At 59.1% G+C, this 19,569-nt stretch carries 14 protein-coding genes; 11 read left to right on the top strand and 3 right to left on the bottom strand.

Features of this window, described 5'->3' with window-relative positions; genetic code table 11:
- Window positions 1-26 precede the first annotated feature (26 nt).
- Genes IEV54_RS08270 through IEV54_RS08255 form a run of 4 tightly spaced genes read left to right on the top strand, consistent with a single transcriptional unit; the run spans window position 27 to window position 4,287 of the window.
- Window positions 27-689 (top strand): methylamine utilization protein, encoded by a 663-nt coding sequence (locus tag IEV54_RS08270; protein WP_223825515.1) that lies wholly within the window; start codon window positions 27-29, stop codon window positions 687-689.
- The gene (locus IEV54_RS08265) at window positions 679-2,991 is read left to right on the top strand and encodes a putative bifunctional diguanylate cyclase/phosphodiesterase (protein ID WP_150278634.1); all 2,313 of its coding nucleotides are present in this window, start codon (window positions 679-681) and stop codon (window positions 2,989-2,991) included. Before IEV54_RS08270 ends, IEV54_RS08265 begins: the two co-directional genes overlap by 11 nt.
- Window positions 2,992-3,023: 32 nt before the next feature.
- Complete coding sequence (locus IEV54_RS08260) at window positions 3,024-3,845, top strand: DUF3034 family protein (protein ID WP_223825520.1); 822 nt, start codon at window positions 3,024-3,026, stop codon at window positions 3,843-3,845.
- 7 nt (window positions 3,846-3,852) lie between these two features.
- On the top strand, window positions 3,853-4,287 hold the full coding sequence (locus IEV54_RS08255; RefSeq protein ID WP_150278632.1) for a group I truncated hemoglobin: 435 nt from the start codon (window positions 3,853-3,855) through the stop codon (window positions 4,285-4,287).
- Window positions 4,288-4,296: 9 nt separating this feature from the next.
- On the opposite strand, the gene IEV54_RS08250 is transcribed toward IEV54_RS08255, so the two are convergent.
- The 3 genes from IEV54_RS08250 to IEV54_RS08240 form a co-directional block, all read right to left on the bottom strand.
- On the bottom strand, window positions 4,297-6,711 hold the full coding sequence (locus tag IEV54_RS08250) for an EAL domain-containing protein (protein WP_150278631.1): 2,415 nt from the start codon (window positions 6,709-6,711) through the stop codon (window positions 4,297-4,299).
- Window positions 6,702-8,021 carry a tetratricopeptide repeat protein gene (locus IEV54_RS08245; RefSeq protein WP_150278630.1) on the bottom strand — a complete coding sequence of 440 codons (1,320 nt, stop codon included), beginning with the start codon at window positions 8,019-8,021 and terminating at the stop codon, window positions 6,702-6,704. Before IEV54_RS08245 ends, IEV54_RS08250 begins: the two co-directional genes overlap by 10 nt.
- Before the next feature lie 76 nt (window positions 8,022-8,097).
- Entirely contained in the window at window positions 8,098-10,479 is a 2,382-nt protein-coding gene (locus IEV54_RS08240; protein WP_223825514.1) for an EAL domain-containing protein, read from the bottom strand.
- 250 nt (window positions 10,480-10,729) lie between these two features.
- Between IEV54_RS08240 and flhA the strand changes: the two genes are divergently transcribed.
- The 7 genes from flhA to IEV54_RS08205 all read left to right on the top strand — a co-directional run bounded on the left by flhA (window position 10,730) and on the right by IEV54_RS08205 (window position 19,535).
- On the top strand, window positions 10,730-12,832 hold the full coding sequence (flhA, locus tag IEV54_RS08235; protein ID WP_373286438.1) for a flagellar biosynthesis protein FlhA: 2,103 nt from the start codon (window positions 10,730-10,732) through the stop codon (window positions 12,830-12,832).
- A 28-nt stretch (window positions 12,833-12,860) separates the two neighbouring features.
- On the top strand, window positions 12,861-14,228 hold the full coding sequence (flhF, locus tag IEV54_RS08230; protein WP_150278628.1) for a flagellar biosynthesis GTPase FlhF: 1,368 nt from the start codon (window positions 12,861-12,863) through the stop codon (window positions 14,226-14,228).
- Window positions 14,229-14,257: 29 nt separating this feature from the next.
- Complete coding sequence (gene fleN, locus IEV54_RS08225) at window positions 14,258-15,085, top strand: flagellar synthesis regulator FleN (protein WP_150278627.1); 828 nt, start codon at window positions 14,258-14,260, stop codon at window positions 15,083-15,085.
- A complete protein-coding gene (locus IEV54_RS08220; protein WP_150278626.1) occupies window positions 15,082-15,819 on the top strand; it encodes an RNA polymerase sigma factor FliA in 738 nt (245 codons plus the stop codon). Before fleN ends, IEV54_RS08220 begins: the two co-directional genes overlap by 4 nt.
- Window positions 15,820-16,035: 216 nt before the next feature.
- Window positions 16,036-16,413, top strand: coding sequence for a chemotaxis response regulator CheY (locus IEV54_RS08215; protein ID WP_150278625.1), 378 nt, complete (start codon window positions 16,036-16,038; stop codon window positions 16,411-16,413).
- 17 nt (window positions 16,414-16,430) lie between these two features.
- Window positions 16,431-17,225 (top strand): protein phosphatase CheZ, encoded by a 795-nt coding sequence (locus IEV54_RS08210; protein ID WP_150278624.1) that lies wholly within the window; start codon window positions 16,431-16,433, stop codon window positions 17,223-17,225.
- 27 nt (window positions 17,226-17,252) lie between these two features.
- Window positions 17,253-19,535, top strand: a complete 2,283-nt coding sequence (locus IEV54_RS08205; RefSeq protein WP_150278623.1) for a chemotaxis protein CheA — start codon at window positions 17,253-17,255, stop codon at window positions 19,533-19,535.
- Window positions 19,536-19,569 lie beyond the last annotated feature (34 nt).

The following is a 19,569-nucleotide window of genomic DNA, read 5'->3' as shown; positions in this document are numbered from 1 at the left end:
CGAAACGCATGCCAGGGAGAGTTATCATGCACTTTACGCGTTATCCGGCCATGCTCGTGGCTGTGTTTCTGGCCAGCACTGCCGTCGCCATTCCGGCTGCCACCCTGCCGGTTCTGGATCAGCAGGGCAACGCCCTGAAGGATGCAGTGATCCTGGTTGAGGGTGTCCCACAGCGGCCGCCTCTGTCCTCTTCGATGGATCAGATCGACCTTCAGTTCCAACCCCGTGTGCTAGTTGTGCCCGCCGGAACGGATGTCGGATTCCCCAACGGCGATAATGTTCGCCACCATGTGTACTCATTCTCTCCGACAAAAGCCTTCGAGCTGCGGCTTTTCCATGGCTCCGAAGCGCCTCCGGTCACCTTCGAACAGGCTGGGCCGGTGGTATTGGGCTGCAATATTCACGATGCCATGATCGGCTATATTCTGGTCACCGATCGCCCCTGGTATGGCCTATCCAACCCGCAGGGGATACTCGACCTGGAGCATCTGCCCCCGGGCGAGTCCGTGGTGTCCTGGTGGCATCCTACCCTGGGTGACGCACCGCCCGTCACCCTAGGCAGTATTGATCTGCACGCCAGCGACAGTCTGACTCTGGCCGTTGACGGTATGGCGGAAGCGGTGGTTGAAAAGCCGCTGTCCCCATTGCAGAAGCGTTTCAACAAGGCGGCCGGCAAGTATGCGAATTGAGCGGCTGCGCACGCGCCTGATCCTCCTATTGGTGGGTTTGCTTGCTCTGGTACTTGGCGCGGTCTTTGTTGCGGTATACAGCGCCACTGACAGCTCCGCAGAACGTCAGGCGCGTCAACAGCTGCAGGTGGGCGCCAATGTATTCAGCCGTTTGCTGGAGCTGAGGGCTCAGGAGCTTGCCGGCGCGACCGAGGTGCTGGCTGCGGACTTCGGCTTTCGCGAGGCGGTTGCCTCGGGGGATCTGCCGACAATTCGCTCGGCTTTGCTGAATCAGGCACGCCGCATCGGAGCGGATGAAGCGCTGTTTTTTGACGCCGATGGTAATATTCAGGTGTCCAGCCGGATGGAGGTCAGTGGTTCGCAAGTGGAGCTCAGTGCCCTGCAACCGTTGAGCACCAACGCCCTGGTGGCCTTGATTGATGAGCAACCCTTCCTGCTGGTCGATGCGGTCGTCATGGCGCCCCTGGCTGTGGGTCAGGTAGCAATGGCCTTTCGTCTTACCCAGGAACTGGCAGAGGAAATGCGCAGCCTGACAGGTCTGGAAGTCAGCTTTATCACCGCACAAGGTGATGAGGTGCTCGATCGCGTCGGCACGCTGCCAATGGACCATGCCATCGCGAGCCTGGAGACGCCCGAGTCGTCCATTGTGGATGTGGACGGAGAAGTCTACCTGGCCACCCGTATCACACTCCTGCAACAGGACGGTTTACAGGTGAAGGCGCAGCTTCTCAGTCCCCTGGAAGACGCCCTGGCCATATTCGACCTGCTCAAGCGCGAACTACTGCTGATCACGCTGATTGCCCTGGGAGTTTCCTCACTTGCCGCCTATGTGATGGCCGGAAGCCTTTCCCGACCAGTCAGCCTGCTTGCCGAAGCGGCGCGGCGCATCGGTCAGGGTGATTACGCCAGCATGGTCACCCTCAAACGCAGTGATGAGCTAGGCCGGCTTGCCGAAAGCATCGACACCATGCGCGAGGATATCGCCGAGCGTGAACGGCAGATAGCTCACAATGCCTTTCACGACCCTCTGACTGGCCTTGGGAATCTGGCCAAAACGCGTGAGCGATTGGCTGACTCTCTCTCTGCCGGCCGCTCCGGTGCCCTGGTTGCCTTTTACCTGTCTGGTGCCGAAGACCTGATCAAGGCCCGTGGCCAGACCTTCTACTCTCACACGGTAGTCGCCTCGGCGGATCGCATCCGTGCTCGCGTACCGACCAACTCGTTGCTCGCCTACCACCCTGGACAGGGTTTTCTGTTGGTGCTCAACAATATGGAGACAGATCAGGCGGTGATCACCACCGACCGGCTGATAACCATTCTGTCCGAGAGAATGGACAACGACGGCATGAAGCTCAACCTCGAGTGGCTGGCCGGTGTGGTGGCGTGGCCGCATCATAGCGACGATCCTGACGAGCTGTTGCGACAGGTTGCCATTGCCGCCGCCGACGCGCATCCGGGACCGATGCGCATCTCCGTTTACCAGGCCAAGCGTGACCAGGACTACATGCGCCGCCTGCGCCTGATTCGCGACATCCATTTTGCAGCACAGATGCGTGAGCTTTCAGTGGTCTATCAGCCCAAACTCGACATCGCCAGCGGTGAAGTCAGGCAGGTGGAGGCGCTGATGCGCTGGCACCACTCGGAGCTGGGTTTTATTGGCCCAGATGAATTCATTCTGCTGGCCGAACAGACCGGAAGCATTCACAAGCTGACCCAGTGGATTCTTGGCGCGATTGCGACGCAGATGCGCCACTGGGCTGATCAAGGCGTCGAGCTCGGCGTCGCAATGAACATTTCCGCGCTGGATCTGGATGACGAGAACTTTGTCGATCAGGTGGCAAAGGTGCTGGAAAAGCATGGCATCGATCCGGCGATGCTGGCTTTTGAAGTGACCGAGAGCGCGCTGATGGTCAACCCGGAGCGCAGTCTGCGCAGCCTGCACCAACTGCGTGAGATGGGTATCAGTCTTGCGGTGGACGATTACGGTACCGGTTATTCTTCACTGGCGATGCTCAAGAGCCTGCCGGTGCAGGATCTGAAGATCGACAAGTCCTTTGTACTGAACCTGGCAGAGGGCAGTGAGGATGCAGTCATTGTCCGCTCCACAATCGAGTTGGCCCACAATATGGGCCTCAAGGTCATAGCTGAAGGTGTAGAGAACGCAATCAGTCTGGAGTGGTTGAGGGCGTTGGGCTGCGATACCGCCCAGGGTTACTACATCAGTCGGCCAATTGCGGCACTGGACCTGGAGGCCTGGTTAGAGAAAAATAGACACACGTACAAACAGACGGAGCATTCATGAAAAAGGCAGTGGTTGCAGCTCTGTTGAGCTGCATGCCTGTTTTCGCCGTTGCTGAGCCCGGAGATCGCCTGCTGGCGACGGGCGGAGCGAGCATGATAGAAGGCGCAGCTGGCGGCGGCATTGTACCCTGGGCGGTGATGTCCGGTTACGGTACCCGTGAGCAGTGGGGCGGCGCTGCGTTCGCGACCCGGGTGGATACCGGCGATTATCGCCTGGATACCGCGGGAGCAAGCTTCAGTTATGCCAATCGCGTCGAGCTGTCATTCGCGCGGCAACGACTCGATATCGACACGCTGGCCAAGGCTGCCGGGTTGCCCGAACGCAGTCTCAATCAGGATGTTTTCGGCGCCAAGTACCGCCTGTTCGGCGATCTGGTCTACGATCAGCTGCCTCAGGTTGCGCTGGGTCTGCAGTATAAGCGCCAGACCAATTTCTTTATTCCGGACGCGGTGGGCGCCCGACGTGATTCTGATACCGAAGCCTATCTGGCCGCCAGCCGTCTGTTCCTGGGTGGCGCCTTTGGCTACAACCTGCTGGTCAACGGTACGCTGCGCTACAGTCGCGCCAACGAGACCGGATTGCTGGGCTTTGGTGGTGATCGTCGAAGCGGTCGCAGCCTGCTCAAGGAGGGGAGCGTCGGTATATTGCTCAATCCGCAATGGGTCGTGGGTCTCGAGTATCGGGAGAAGCCCGATAATCTCTCCTTTGCCGGAGAAAGCGACTGGCAGGATCTGTTCGTCGGTTATTTTCCTTCCAAAAGGGTCTCGATTGTCGCTGCCTGGGCCGATCTGGGTGAAATCGCCACTCTCGATGATCAGACCGGCTTGTACCTTTCACTGCAGCTGAGCTACTGAGGTCTCCATGCGTCACCTGATTGTACTTGTCGCCGCGCTGACCCTGGGCGGCTGCGCCGCCCATTCCGCCGCTCCGCCACCTGCCGAGGATGAGTTGTACCAGGCTCTGGGTGGGCAATCGGGTATCGAGCGGATTGTCGAGGGGTTGCTGATCAATATTGCCGATGATGAACGCATCGTCAGTCATTTTGTAGACGCTGATATTGACCGCCTTTTTGAAAAGCTGGTCGAGCAGATATGTATGGAAAGTGGCGGGCCCTGCGAATATACCGGTGACAGCATGGAAGATAGCCATGCCGGTATGGATATTACCGAGGGAGACTTCAACGCTCTGGTGGAAAATCTGATTGTCGCGATGACCGCGGAAGGGGTGCCGGTAACCTCGCAGAACCGGCTTCTGCACAGGCTTGCGCCCATGCGTGGCTCGATTATCTACCGTTAAGACGGTCGCTCATGACTTTCTGATGTTGCTGAGCAGAGTGATTCTTGGCAGGGGCCTGCCGTTCTCCGGCTCGGTAACCAGATGCGGGGAAGGCTTGCCAATGTGATAGCCCTGCACATCATCGATATTGAGTAGACGAACGCACTCGAGCACTGCCTTGCTGTGCACAAACTCGGCGACAGTGCGCATCCCCAGGCCCGTAGCAAATTGCTGAATGCCGCGGGTCACGTTCAGGGCGATCGGATCGGTATCGATATGCTCAATCAGGCTGCCATCGATCTTGATAATGTCGACATTCAGGCGCAGCAGATGCTGGAAGTTCGAGTAACCGGTTCCAAAGTCATCAATCGCAATGCGGCATCCCAGGGCCTTGACCCGGTCAATGAAGCGGCGCACCTCAGCGTAATTCTCGATACCCTCCGACTCCAGAATCTCGAAGATCAGCCTCGAAGCCAGCGAAGGGCTGCCCTTGAGCTTGTCGACGATGAAGTTGGTCAGATCGGGATCGAGCAGGTCCTCGCATGACAGGTTCAGGGAGAAGGCATAATCATTCTCGGCAAACCGGGTGAAACACTGGGTAACCATGGTGCGTGTGATCAAGCGGTAGAGCCGGATCTTCTTGGCCACGCCTAGAAATTCGGCAGGACAGATCGGGCTGCCATTTTCATCAATCATGCGCGCCAGACATTCGAACTTCTCGATACGACCGGTGCGCAAATCCAGGATCGGCTGAAAATAGGGGACGATACGTCCGTCATCCAGGGCGCGCCTGAGGCGGTTGGCCCAGATCAGGTTCTGTTCGTAACTTTCACGGGTACGGTGTGCCGGGTCGTATATGCAATAACCTGTGCGGGCCATGCGCGCTGATTTCAGAGCGATGCTGGCCGAGGTCAGCAACTGCTCATCCGCTTGCTGGGAGCCGTCCTGCTGAAGACTGGTGGCAACGCCAAGGGTCACATTGAGCGGAATGGTCTGCTGCTGCCAGGTTACCGGCAGCATGCTGACAAACCTCAACAGGGATTCGGCACGACTGGCCAGTTGCGCCGAGCTTTCGGCAGAGGGCAGCCAGATTGCCAACTCGTCCCCCGGCATGCGGTATAGCCGGCACGCAGCCCAGCCCCGGTCCCGCAGCAACAGATCCCGCAGGCCCAGTGCCAGATGGCTGATGACATGATCGCCACACTGGTGGCCGTAAAAATCATTGATCTCCTTGAACGAGTCGATATTGATCAGCAGCAGGGAGGCGACGTCGGACCGTTCCAGATCAACCAGCAATTTTTCCCGGTTGGGCAGTTGGGTCAGGGCGTCGGTGTAAAGAATCTGTACCCGGTTGAGTATGCGCGCGACGATCAGCATGATCAGTAACGTCAACCCCAGGGTAACCGCGCTGACCAGGGCGACAATTTTCAGGTTGCTCTCACGCATGGGGAGCAATACGGCATCAATTTCAGTCTTGGGTACACCCACCCCAAAGACCATACCCGCCCGGGTTCGGCTGTAAAAAAGCAGATGTTGCTGGTCATCCACCGTCAGCGGCATGGTTTGCATCGGGGCCACCAGCAGGCTTCCGGAAATCACCGCAGACTGGGGCCGGGAGCCGCCAACGCGGTCATGCAGGTTCGAGTTGATTATCGCATCGATCTTGCGTTGGGCTGCCAGCACGTCGTCGGCGTAGGCTAGGCTCGACAGATTGCGGTTTTCGTTATCCAGTAGGAAGGCAAAGGTACCCGGCGTCACCTTGACGCCACTGACCAGATTGATGATGTCGTCTGCGCGCCAGTCGGTAGATGCCAGCCCGATAACCGCTCCCTGGGCGTCCCGCATTTCGGTGGTGAGGCTGATCACCACGTTATCGATCAGCTCCTTGTAGTAGGCAGGCGTCCAGAAAAAACCGGTGCGCTCCAGGGGTTCCCCGCCGGCAGTAACTTCAGGCAGAACCCGGCTGTACCAGTTCCTGCTGTGATAGAGGTTTCCGTCAGATTGAGTACGGATCAGACCTGCGTTGCGATAGGCATAGGCCGAAACGTCCTGCCCGGATTGATTACCATTGCCCGGGCGGTTGTACCAGATTTCTGCACCGTAGGCCTGAGGCATTCTGCGCAGCCCATTCTCGAGACTGGTAGCAAGCGCTTGGGCTGCGTCGCCCTGAGCCATTTCCCTGCTGCGGTAGAGCGTCTCGCCCAGGTTGGCCAGGCTTGAGGTATTCTGTTCCATCAACTGGTGGTGGGCGTTGATCCGGTTCAGGTTGGCCTGAAAAATATCGGTAATCTGTTTCTGGCGCAGCTCCGCCATTGCCTGTTGGGAAAAATCCAGATTCAGTGATGACATCACCAACATGCCCACGAGAAAAACACCGGCGAGCAAGGTGAGGATGAGCATGATCAGGCGCTTCATCCTCATGTCAGCGAGGTTTTTCAGTCCCATCGACCGTTAATCCCGTCCTCGACGCGTGATCGGGCGGTCGCCAGCTGACTGCCTGTCAACAGCTTTTCTTGCCGTTCAATACCAGCTTTGGCGTCGTCGTGGCCGTTGAGCAACGCAAGGCTGTACCAGACATAGGCGGCTTCGTTATCGGTCTGGCCGTGGGTGCCCCGCGCATAGCTTTCGCCCAACAGATACTGGGCACGGGCCGAGCCCTTGCGCGCAGCCTGATCCAGCCAATAGCGCGACTGCTCGGGAGCACTGCCTTCATGCAACTCTGCCAGGGCAAAGTAGGCCGGGATGTGCCCGCTTGCAGCCGCTTTTTCCAGGTACCTTGCTGCGTTCGCTGCATTGGCGCTCACCCCGGTACCTGTCTGGAAGCTCAGGCCGGTGTAATAGGCGGCCTCGGCAAGCCCCTGATCTGCGGCGCTTTTCAGCAGGCCATGGGCGCGGATGGGATCCTTGGCTATGCCACGACCGTCCTGCAGCAGCAGGCCCAGAGCGAGCTGTCCGGGCGGGTACTTCTGGGCCGCCGATTGTTTTGCCCAGTCAGCAGCACTGGAGGTGTTGTTACTCATGAGTGCCAGTTGGGCCATGTGATGTTGCGCCTTGGCATCGCCCTCGGCAGCCAGCGGTTCGCACGCCTCAAGAGCCTGGGTGTTGTTGCGAATAGTAAACAGCAGATAGCAGTCGCTGTGTTGTCGCCGGCTCAGCGCATCTTCCAGCTCGGTGTCCGGCTGGTCGCTGCTGGCTGAGCTGACAGGGCGTGCGGCGGGGCTCTCAACCTGCTTTCCGGGCCGGGCAACCTGGGCGGCCCTGGTTGAATCAGAGCGACTGGCCGTGGTGGTATTCGTGCCGGAATCGACGCGAGCGGCAAAGCGTTGAACCTCGGTAGGGCATGAATACAGATAACCGCGACGCATGCGCTGCAGGTTGTCGCGAGTGGCCGTGCGATCGGCGTAGGTATCAGCGATATCTGCGCAGCGACGGTTACGCTCGGCAGCCACCCGTGCGAGCTGGGCAGCGAAACGGTCATCGCCCGAGCGCTCCTCCAGATAACGGGTCAGTGGGTCTATATAGGGTTGGGCGAAGAGGGCGCTGACTTCCTTATCGCGGGCCTCGTCATCCTTGCTGCTCACCAGACTGCCGGCGAAGTTGGCCAGGCGTTTGCGCTGAGCCTTGAGCACCTCTGCCGACTGGTTGAAGAAGTCGCTGGAGCGCGACCAGACCTCTTCGCGGTCCGGCAGGCTGCTGCAGCCGCTTAACGAAAAAGCGAGCAGGCCAACAACAAGGGTGGCCGGGAATGCGTGCATGATGTCTCCAGATCGAACCAAGGCGCTAAGCCATCACTCAGGAGCATAGCCGGGTTAGGTGACGGCTCCAATCACTTTATAGATCAGAGCGCGCATTCCTCTCTTCCCCGCCAGCGCTAGTCTTATCTGCCAACACAATGTCGGTAATCAGCGCGTTGGCCGGCATGCCGATACAGGCGCCCTGGGCAAAATCGATGCCCAGCGCTCTCACCTGAGCCAGCACTGCCTGACTGTGTACAAATTCAGCGACGGTCTTGAGGCCGAGCTCCTTGGCGAACTGAACGATCCCCCGGGTCAGTGTCATCGCATTGGTGTCGGTATCCAGCTGCCTGATCAGACTGCCGTCAATCTTGATCAGATCAACATTCAGGCGCAGCAGGTGTTCGAAGTTGGAATATCCCGTCCCAAAGTCATCAATCGCTATGCGGCATCCCAGCGCTTTCACTCGGTCGATGAACAGGCGCACGGGCTCGTAGTTCTCAATGCTCTCGGACTCGAGCACCTCGAAAATTACCCGTTCGGCCAGGGACCGCTTTTGCAAGCGTTCAACAATAAACTCATGGAGCTCGGGATCCAGCAGATCCTCGGACGACAGATTGAGGGAGAACTCGTAATTGTTGTTGGCAAACCATTGCAGGCTCATATCGATCATTCGCCGGGTGACCGAGCGGTACAGGCGGATTTTCCGGGCAATGGGCAGGAACATGGCCGGGCTGATCGGTTCACCCTGGTGGTCGAGCATACGCACCAGACATTCATATTTTTCTATCCGGCCGCTCTCCACGTGCATGATGGGTTGGAAGAAGGGCACCAGCCGGTTTTCTTCAAGAGCCAGCTTCAACTTGTTGGCCCAGATAAGGTTGTGTTCGTAATTCTCGCGCGCACGATCGGCAGGGTCGTAGAGCATGTAACCGGCCTGAGCTACACGGGCGTGCTCCAGGGCAATATTGGCGGAGGGGAGCAGGTGTTCCGGGTCGAGTTTTTCGCCGTTGCGCAGGCGCGTACTGGCCAGCCCCATACTGACATGCAGCGTAATATCGTGATCTTCCCACTGGGTCCGTACCGAGCTCACAAACGCCTGTAGATCACTCGCCAGGCTAACCAGTGCGGCCTCATCTGCCTGACCGGGTCGCCAGATTGCCAGCTCGTCACCCGGCATACGGTAGAGCCGACCGCTGCGTGAAAGGGGCCTGGCCTGGAGATAGGCTTGCAGCTGTGTTGAGAGGGTCACAATCACATGGTCGCCACACTGATGGCCGTAGAAATCGTTGATTTGCTTGAAGCCATCGATATTCAGCAATACCAGTGACGCGGCGGGCCGGCTGCGCAGATCCACCAGCAAGCGCTCACGATTGGGTAATTGGGTCAGTGGGTCGGTGTAGAGGTTGCGCAGCCGCCTGAGAGTGCCGGCGATCATGTATAGGATCAACGCCGACAAAACCACCAGGATACTGCCGATCAATGCCACGATCCGCAGGTTGCTGGCACGCATGGGTAGCAGAACAGCGTCAATCTCCGCCTGGGGGACGCCAATGCCGAAAACCATACCTGCCTGGGTGGCAGAGTAGAACAGGGCAAACTCCTCGCCCCCCACTTCGAGGGTTCGCTGCTCTCGGGGGGGCGTCACACTCGACAACCGGCCCACGGCCTGCGGCACCAGCTGTTGCAGCTGAGCGTCACTGATGGCCGTCATCAGTTGTTGTGCGTGCTCCACATCATCGGCCCGGGCCAGGCTGGACAGGTTGCGGTTCTCGCTGTCCAGCAGAAAGGAAAACGTACCTGGCGTTATGTCTACGCCGCTGATCAGGCGGATGACGTCATCGGCCCGCCAGTCGGTCGAGACAATACCAATGCTGCGACCGGACGCATCCCGCATGGTGGTGCTCAGACTTATTACCACGTCATCGATACGGCGCTTGAAGTAGGCCGCTGTCCAGTAGAAGCGGCGGGCCTGGCCCGTCACCCTGGCGTTATCCAGGTTGTCGACCAGTCGCCGATACCAGGCGCGGTTGACGAATTCGGCGCTGGCACGGGTGGTGATGATCTCCGAACCCTGTCGATAGGCAATCACCCCGACAGGTTGATCGGCTAAAGCCCCCGGTTCGTACCAGACGCCGCTCCCGTGCGCGTCTGGAAAATCATCCAGCCCGTCACGAAGCATCGATTCCAGTCGGGATGCACTTGCGTTGCCCTGTTGTCGCAGCCGATGAAATAGCTCACCGGTACGCGCCAGCCCGACCGTATTCTGCTCCATTTTCTGATGGTGGGCGTTTATGCGGTCCAGATTGGCTTCAAAGGTATCGATGATCTGACGCTGACGCAGGTCGGACATGGCTTGCTGGGCAAAGTCCAGATTCAGCCGCGACATCAACAACATGCCAATGATGAACAGCACCACCAGCAGGCTCAGCACAACCATGATCAGTCGCTGTGTAGGCATGTTAGCGGGCAGCTTCACGGTTGATCTCATGGTGCGGCCCTTGGGCTGATTGGACTGGCAGACAGGGTCGGCTCAAAGGCAGCCCGCTTTTTTGTTGCACTGCAATATTAGCAGCGATCGATCGCCCTCGTTGTGACAGCTATGTGTGATTCTGTGACAAAAAATCGCAGACTGGAACGGAACTTGCGTAGGGTCATGCCAGGCCGTATCTGGCGTCAAATATTTGATCGGGAATGTCGAACGCATGGCAGTGAATCGCACAGAAGTAATGGGGAACATGCGCAGTAACCTGGCGGGGCTGCGCCACGGCAGCCTGGGCGTGCCGATTCTGTTGCTGGTCATGCTCGGCATGATGATGCTGCCAGTACCGCCATTTCTGCTCGACGTGCTCTTTACCTTCAATATCGCGCTTGCGCTAGTGGTGCTGCTGGTCTGTGCCTACGCCCTGCGGCCCCTGGACTTCGCTGTGTTCCCGACCATCCTGCTGGTGGCGACCTTGCTACGCCTGGCGCTGAACGTGGCCTCCACGCGGGTGGTGCTGCTCTACGGTCATGAGGGTGGAGATGCCGCGGGCAAGGTTATCCAGGCCTTTGGTGAGGTGGTGATCGGCGGCAACTATGTGGTCGGTCTGGTGGTCTTCGCGATCCTCATGATCATCAACTTCGTCGTGGTAACCAAGGGCGCCGGACGAATCTCCGAAGTCAGTGCGCGATTCACCCTGGATGCCATGCCCGGCAAGCAGATGGCCATTGATGCCGACCTCAATGCCGGCATTATCGATCAGGAACAGGCCAAGCTACGTCGCCAGGAAGTGGCCCAGGAGGCAGACTTCTACGGCTCCATGGACGGTGCCAGCAAGTTTGTTCGCGGTGACGCGGTCGCCGGTCTGCTGATTCTGTTCATCAACGTCATTGGTGGTCTGGCAATCGGCATCGCCCAGCACGACTTGAGCTTCGCTGACGCCGGACGTATCTACGTGCTGTTGACCATTGGTGACGGTCTGGTGGCGCAGATACCGTCGCTGTTGCTGTCCACTGCTGCAGCAATTATGGTGACCCGCGTTTCCACCTCCGAAGACATGGGCGCGCAGGTCAACCGTCAGATGTTTGCCTCGCCGAAGGCACTGGCGATTGCGGCGGCGATCATGATCGTCATGGGTCTGATTCCCGGCATGCCGCACTTCTCCTTCCTGAGTCTCGGTGCCCTGGCCGCCGGCGCTGCGTATTACATCGCCAACCGCCAGCGTTTGAAGCTGGTCGAGGCGGAAGAAGTGCAGCGCCAGGAAGCGGAAGTGCCCGCTCTGGCTCGCCCTGAAACCCGTGAGCTGGGCTGGGACGACGTCACTCCGGTAGATATGGTCGGCCTGGAAGTCGGTTACCGCCTGATTCCCCTGGTTGATCGCAACCAGGGGGGCCAGCTGCTGGCGCGAATCAAGGGTGTGCGCAAGAAGCTCTCCCAGGACATGGGCTTTCTGATGCCCTCTGTGCATATTCGCGACAACCTGGATCTGTCGCCCAATTCCTATCGCGTCACACTGATGGGCGTGGGTGTGGCGGAGGCCGAGGTGTACCCCGACCGCGAGCTGGCCATCAACCCGGGTCAGGTTTTTGGCGAGATCAAGGGCCTGGCCGGCAAGGATCCGGCGTTTGGTCTGGATGCAGTCTGGATCGAGCCGATGCAGAAGGATCAGGCGCAATCACTGGGTTATACCGTGGTGGACGCCAGCACCGTGGTGGCCACCCACCTCAATCAGATACTGCACAAGCATGCCCACGAACTGCTTGGTCATGAGGAGGTTCAGCAGTTGCTGCAGGTGCTGGCCAAGGCTTCCCCCAAGCTGGCAGAGGAGCTGGTGCCTGGCATCATTTCCCTGTCAGGGCTGCTCAAGGTTCTGCAGGGCCTGCTGCAGGAGCAGGTGCCGGTCCGGGACATTCGCACCATCGCCGAGGCTATCGCCAACCAGCCTGGCAAGAGTCAAGATCCTGGCGCACTGATTGCGGTTGTTCGCGTGGCGCTGGCTCGCTCCATCGTACAAAGCATTGTAGGGCTTGACTCGGAGCTACCTGTGATCACTCTGGAGCCAAGGTTGGAACAGATATTGCTACAGAGTCTACAGAAGGCCGGTCAGGGGGGTGACGACGGCATCATGCTCGAACCGGGCATGGCCGAGAAGCTTCAGCGTTCACTGGCCGATGCGGTACAGCGGCAGGAAGTGCAGGGCAAGCCGGCGATATTGCTGGTAGCGGGACCGGTTCGCGGCATGATGGCCAAGTTTGTTCGCTACGCAGCCCCCGGAGCCCATGTGCTGTCCTACCAGGAAATACCGGACAGCAAGCAGGTCACCATCGTTGCTACGGTCGGCCAAAGCTAATACATACGAATAGAAGGGTGGGTCAGCCATGAAAGTAAAAAGGTTCTTTGCTGCCGATATGCGCCAGGCGATGAAGCTGGTCCGCGAGGAGCTGGGTGCCGACGCCTCGATTATCGGCAACCGCCGGGTTGTTGGCGGCGTGGAACTGACCGCCGCGGTGGACTACGAAGCGCCACGCCTGACTCCGCCCACCCCAGGCCTGAGCCAGGAGCTCAAGAAAACCCAGGAGCGCATCGTCAGCGCCCGGGCTCAGCTTGAGGCCGGCGACCGTTCGACCGAGCAGCCCAGCGTCAATCGGCAGTTGTTTGGCGAGACCATGCGCCAGGCAGTGCGCGATGGCTCGCCTGTTGCCCGCGAGCTGCTCGACAGACTGAATAACGAAATCGCCGACCCGGTCCCCGAGGCGCCCCGCGCCCAGGCAGCACCCACTCGGCAGCAGACTCACTCCGAACCCGAAAGCAGCTCCGGCCTGAGCGCCATGCGCGATGAAATTGCCGGTCTGCGCGAAATGCTCGAAGCGCAGTTGGGTAGCATGGCCTGGGGTCAGGTCAATCAGCAGCGCCCACAACAGGCCAGCCTCTGGCGGCGTCTTACCCAACTGGGCCTGCCAGCCGAATTGAGCCAGAAGCTGCTGCAACTGGTAGCTAACGAAACCAATACGCGCCAGGCCTGGCGGATGCTGCTGGCGCACCTGGCCCACAGCATCCCGGTCATGCGCGAAGAGCTGGTTGATCAGGGCGGCATTGTTGCATTGGTCGGTCCCACCGGCGCCGGCAAGACCACCACCCTGGGCAAGCTTGCCGCACGCTATGTGCTCAAGCATGGCAGCCAGCATGTGGCTCTGGTCACCATGGATACCTATCGCATTGGTGCCCACGAGCAATTGCGTACCCTTGGGCGTATTCTCAATGTGCCGGTGCGCGTGGTTGACGAGCAAAACAGCCTGGCCGATGTGCTTCAGGAATTCTCCGGCAAGCGCCTGGTGCTGGTCGACAGCGCCGGCCTTCAGGCCCAGGACCCGCATCTTCACGGCCAGCTCAATCAACTGGCGGCACTGGGCCATCGTGTCAGCAAGTTGCTGGTGCTGGCAGCAACCAGTCAGTATCAGGTGCTCAAGGCTGCTTATCACACCTACAAGGTCTGTGGCCTCAGCGGTTGCGTGTTGACCAAGGTCGACGAGGCAGCCACTCTCGGAGAAGCATTGGGTCTGGCCATGCAACAGGGTTTACCGGTAGCCTATCTGGCAGATGGCCAGCGCATACCGGATGATATTGCCAAGGCAGTGGGGCATCAGCTGGTCAGCCGCGCGGTCAGTCTGGCGGGCAACGAGGCGCCGGCAGATCAGGCCATGGCAGATGTGTTTGCCGGTATACTACACACCCAGCGGGCAAGCTAACCGAACTTATAAGAAGGTAATCAACGCAGATGGGCAGCAAACATCCGGTTCAGGTTATTGCGGTCACCGGCGGCAAGGGCGGCATAGGCAAGACCAACGTGTCAGTCAATCTCGGCCTCGCACTTGCCGATTTGGGGCGGCGTGTCGTCCTGCTTGATGCTGACCTTGGTCTGGCCAACGTCGACGTTCTGCTCGGACTCAAGGCCAAGGCGACGCTGGCTGACGTGCTGGAAGGAACCTGCGAGCTGCGCGATGTGCTGCTCAACGGCCCCGGGGGGATCCGCATCGTTCCAGCCGCTTCCGGCGCTGCCAGCATGGTCAACCTCAATCCCCAGCAGCATGCGGGTCTGATTCAGGCGTTCAGTGAAATCGGTGACAATATCGATGTGCTGATTGTCGACACCGCCGCCGGAATCGGCGATTCGGTTGTGAGCTTCGTACGCGCCTCCCAGGAAGTTCTGGTGGTTGTCTGCGATGAGCCCACCTCGATTACCGACGCCTATGCGCTGATCAAACTGCTTAATCGTGACCACGGCATGACGCGCTTTCGCGTGTTGGCCAACATGGTTCACACTCCCCAGGAAGGTCGTCTGGTGTTCAGCAAGCTGACCAAGGTCACCGATCGGTTTCTGGATGTGGCCCTGCAGTATGTTGGCGCGGTACCCTACGATGAAAACGTACGCAAGGCGGTGCAGAAACAGCGCGCGGTATATGATGCTTTCCCGCGTAGCAAGGCATCGCTGGCGATCCGCGGGATCGCACAGAAGGTGAACGCCTGGCCATTACCGGCCAATCCACGCGGCCACCTTGAATTTTTTGTCGAGCGCCTGGTGCAACAGACCGGAACAGGCCTATGACCTTAACGGCAGGTGGGGTGAGCATGTATACACGCGCACAGGGTTCCGCGGGTTCCCAGGATCGTCTGGTCGAACAGTTCGCTCCTCTGGTCAAGCGTATTGCCTACCATCTGCTGGGCCGCCTGCCGGCCAGCGTCCAGGTTGATGATCTTATACAGGCCGGCATGATCGGCTTGCTCGAAGCCTCTCGCAAGTTTGACAATTCCAAGGGCGCCAGCTTCGAGACCTATGCCGGTATCCGTATTCGTGGGGCCATGCTCGATGAGGTACGCAAGGGTGACTGGGCGCCACGTTCGGTACACCGCAATACTCGCATGGTCAGTGATGCAGTGCGCGCCGTCGAGTCGCGGCTGGGACGTGATGCCAAGGATCAGGAGATAGCTGCAGAGCTGGAAATGAGTCTTGAGGAATATTATTCGATCCTCAATGATACAGCCGGCAGCAAGCTGTTCAGCTTCGATGACCTGCTCGAATCCGGAACCCGGGCCGACGCACACGGCGACGAAGAGCCCTTTGGCGGGCTGGAGGACCAGCGTTTTCGCCAGGCTCTGGTGGAAGCAATTGACACCCTGCCCGAGCGTGAGCGTCTGCTGCTGTCGCTATATTACGACGAAGAGCTGAACCTCAAGGAAATAGGCGCAGTGCTTGGTGTCAGTGAGTCGCGCGTCAGTCAGTTACACAGTCAGTGCGCAGCGCGGCTGCGCGCCAGGCTGGGCGGATGGCGAAATGATTGATTTTGTGGTCAACATCCGGACAATGCCCACAGAACGAGAATATCGCCTGGCAGTAACAGGTACGAAGACGAACTAATGTCAGCGGAGGCAGCACGATTGGGCCACTCCGGTTACACTGGCGTCAATAAAACGTGAAAGGCTTGTTTGGCCAGTAGCTTAACGGAGTGTGACAACGCACTCTTCCTGGTGTGTACGGAGGTCGACTTGGACAAGAATATGAAAATTCTCATCGTTGATGATTTTTCAACGATGAGGCGCATCATCAAGAATTTGTTGCGCGACCTGGGGTTCACCAACACGGCGGAAGCCGATGATGGCACCTCCGCGCTGCCAATGCTGCAAAGCGGTAATTTTGACTTTCTGGTTACCGACTGGAACATGCCCGGCATGAGCGGCATCGATCTGCTACGTGCAGTACGAGCTGACGAACGCCTCAAGCATCTCCCGGTGTTGATGGTTACCGCTGAAGCCAAACGCGATCAGATCATCGAGGCCGCCCAGGCCGGTGTGAACGGTTACGTTGTCAAGCCGTTTACCGCTCAGGCACTCAAGGAAAAGATCGAGAAGATCTTCGAGCGCGTTCAGGCTAAATAACAACCGGGGTACAGGTTATGGCGTTAAGTAAGGACACCGGCCAGGCTACCGCTCAGGAATACGAACATTCCCTGAAGGACAATGCGCGGCAGTTGGTCGATCTCTTGGAGAAAGGGCAGTTCGGCGAAGCCATACTGGTCATTCACGCGATCAATCAGGCACGCGACCGCGGTCTCTATCATGAAGTGGGGCTGCTGACGCGTGCGCTGCACAACGCCATCGTCAACTTTCAGCTCGATACCAGCCAGGCGCTGGGTGATGATGTTGAAGCCACGCGTATCTCGGATGCCTCGGATCGGTTGGACTATGTCGTGACACTCACCGACAAGGCGGCCAACCGCACCATGGATCTGGTTGACGCCAGTGCGCCTATCGTTGCCAATCTGGGCCAGGAAGCCGCTGCACTGCGCACCGACTGGGAACGTCTGCAGCGACGCGAAATGGCCGCCGGCGAATTCCGCGACCTGTACAAGCGCATGGGTGACTTTCTGGAGAAAACCGAAAGCTCAGCCACCCAGGTCAGCGGTCAGTTGAATGAGATTGTCATGGCTCAGGATTATCAGGACCTCACCGGTCAGGTGATCAAGCGGGTGATTACTCTGGTGCATGACGTCGAGGAAAGCTTGCTGGATCTGGTACGCATGGCCGGTCAGGTGGATCGTTTTGCCGGCATAGAGCATCAGAAAGCCACCCCCGAAGCAAAAAAAGTGTCACCCAAGGGTGAAGGTCCGCAGATTCATGCCGATAAAAGAGAAGATGTTGTCTCAGGGCAGGATGAAGTCGATGACCTTCTGTCCAGCCTGGGCTTCTAATAACAAGCGCTACCCGGGAGTGGATGCATGAGCTTTGATGCGGATGAAGAGATCCTCCAGGACTTTCTGGTTGAGGCCGGAGAGATTCTGGAATTGTTGTCCGAACAGCTTATCGAGCTGGAAAATCGTCCCGACGATACCAACTTGCTCAATGCTATCTTCCGCGGCTTTCATACCGTCAAGGGTGGCGCCGGATTTCTTCAGCTCGACGCGCTGGTAGGCTGCTGTCACATCGCCGAGAACGTCTTCGATATCCTGCGCAAGGGCGAGCGAAAGGTTGATTCCGAGCTGATGGACGTCGTCCTCCAGGCATTGGACAGCGTCAACACCATGTTTGACGAAGTGCGCGAGCGCACCCCGCCAACGCCCGCCGATCCAGCCCTGCTCGAGGCCCTTGCACGACTGGCAACGCCAGCTGCTGACGAGCCCGCAAGCGACCCACTGCCCACCGAAGCCAGTCCGGCGACACCTGAACCGCAGGCCGTCCAGGCGCCGGAAGCGACAGTAGCCGAGGGCGATATTACCGACGATGAGTTTGAGCAGTTGCTCGATGCGCTGCATGGTCCGTCCGCAGATGCACAGCCATCCGGTGCCGTTGCACAGACTGACGCAGTCGCAGCCATTCCGGCTTCCGGCACGGGTGACGAAATCACCGATGACGAATTCGAAGCGCTGCTCGATCAGTTGCATGGCAAAGGCGCAACAACAGCCGCCACCGCCGCCGTTGCCGCCGCGCCGCCGTCTGCACCCGCACCGACGAGTGACGAAATCAACGACGACGAATTTGAAGCGCTGCTGGATGAACTCCATGGCAAGGGTGCAGCCCCGGGTCTTGCGGCCGCCTCCAGTCCCGCTGCCACATCCGCACCGGAGCCCGAAGCGTCAGATCACATAACCGATGACGAATTCGAAGCGCTGCTTGACCAGTTGCATGGGAATGGTAAACCGCCGACAGTGATTGACCCGCAGCCGGCTTCTGCTCCCGCCAAACCGGCGGCTGACGCAAAAAAAGCAGCCAAGCCCGTTGCGAAGGCGGCCAGTCCCGTATCAGCGGCCGCCACCGACACTGCACCGCCAACACCACCTTCTATCCCGCCGGTACCCAAGGACAAGGCCGGGGCTGCCTCCGATAACCCCGCCGTCGAAACCACGGTGAGGGTCGATACCGCCCGTCTTGATGAGATCATGAATATGGTCGGCGAGCTGGTGCTGGTGCGTAACCGCCTGGTGCGCCTGGGCGTGAGCAGCGGCGATGAGGAGCTCAACAAGGCAGTCGGCAATCTTGATGTGGTTACCGCTGATCTGCAGTCGTCGGTAATGAAGACGCGGATGCAGCCGATCAAGAAGGTGTTTGGCCGCTTCCCACGCGTGGTCCGGGATCTGGCGCGTAGCCTGAAAAAGGAAATCAACCTGGACATGATCGGTGAAGAGACCGATCTGGACAAGAATCTGGTCGAGGCTCTGGCCGACCCCCTGGTGCACCTGGTGCGCAACTCGGTCGACCACGGTATCGAGCTGCCCGCCGAACGGGAAGCCGCGGGCAAGCCGCGTACCGGCAAGGTAGTGCTGGCCGCCGAACAGGAAGGCGATCACATCCTGCTGACGATTACCGACGATGGCCGTGGTATGGACGCCGAAGTGTTGCGCGCCAAGGCAGTCGAGAAGGGCATGATGGACAAGGAGGTTGCCGATCGTCTGACCCAGAGCGAATGCTTCGATCTGATTCTGGCACCCGGTTTCTCGACCAAGACCGAAATTTCCGACGTATCCGGCCGCGGTGTCGGTATGGATGTGGTCAAGACCAAGATCTCCCAGCTCAACGGCACCATTGGCATCACTTCCACCAAGGGCCAGGGTACGGTGATTGCGATCAAGGTGCCCCTGACCCTGGCGATCATGCCGACCCTGATGGTGATGCTGAACGATCAGGCCTTTGCTCTGCCGCTGGTCAGCGTGAACGAGATCTATAATCTGGACCTGTCGCGCACCAACGTGGTGGACGGACAGGAGGTCATCATCGTCCGTGACAAGGCCCTGCCGCTGTTCTTTCTCAAGCGCTGGCTGATGCCGGGTGTCGAGGATACTTCAGACCGTTCCGCCGCCAGCGTGGTTATCGTCTCGGTGGGTACGCAGCGTGTCGGCTTCGTGGTCGATCAACTGGTCGGTCAGGAAGAAGTGGTGATCAAGCCGCTGGGACGCATGCTGCAGGGCACTGCCGGCATGTCCGGCGCGACCATTACCGGTGACGGTCGTATTGCGCTGATTCTGGATATCCCCAGCCTGCTCAAGCGTTACGCGCGCCGCAGTTAGTCGGCATGGTCGCGCATTAAATGGATACAGGCAC

The organism is Halopseudomonas salina (assembly GCF_014637955.1).
GTDB classification, from domain to species: domain Bacteria; phylum Pseudomonadota; class Gammaproteobacteria; order Pseudomonadales; family Pseudomonadaceae; genus Halopseudomonas; species Halopseudomonas salina.
Note: the sequence above shows the minus strand (reverse complement) of the source record. Positions and strands in the feature narration are given on the sequence as shown.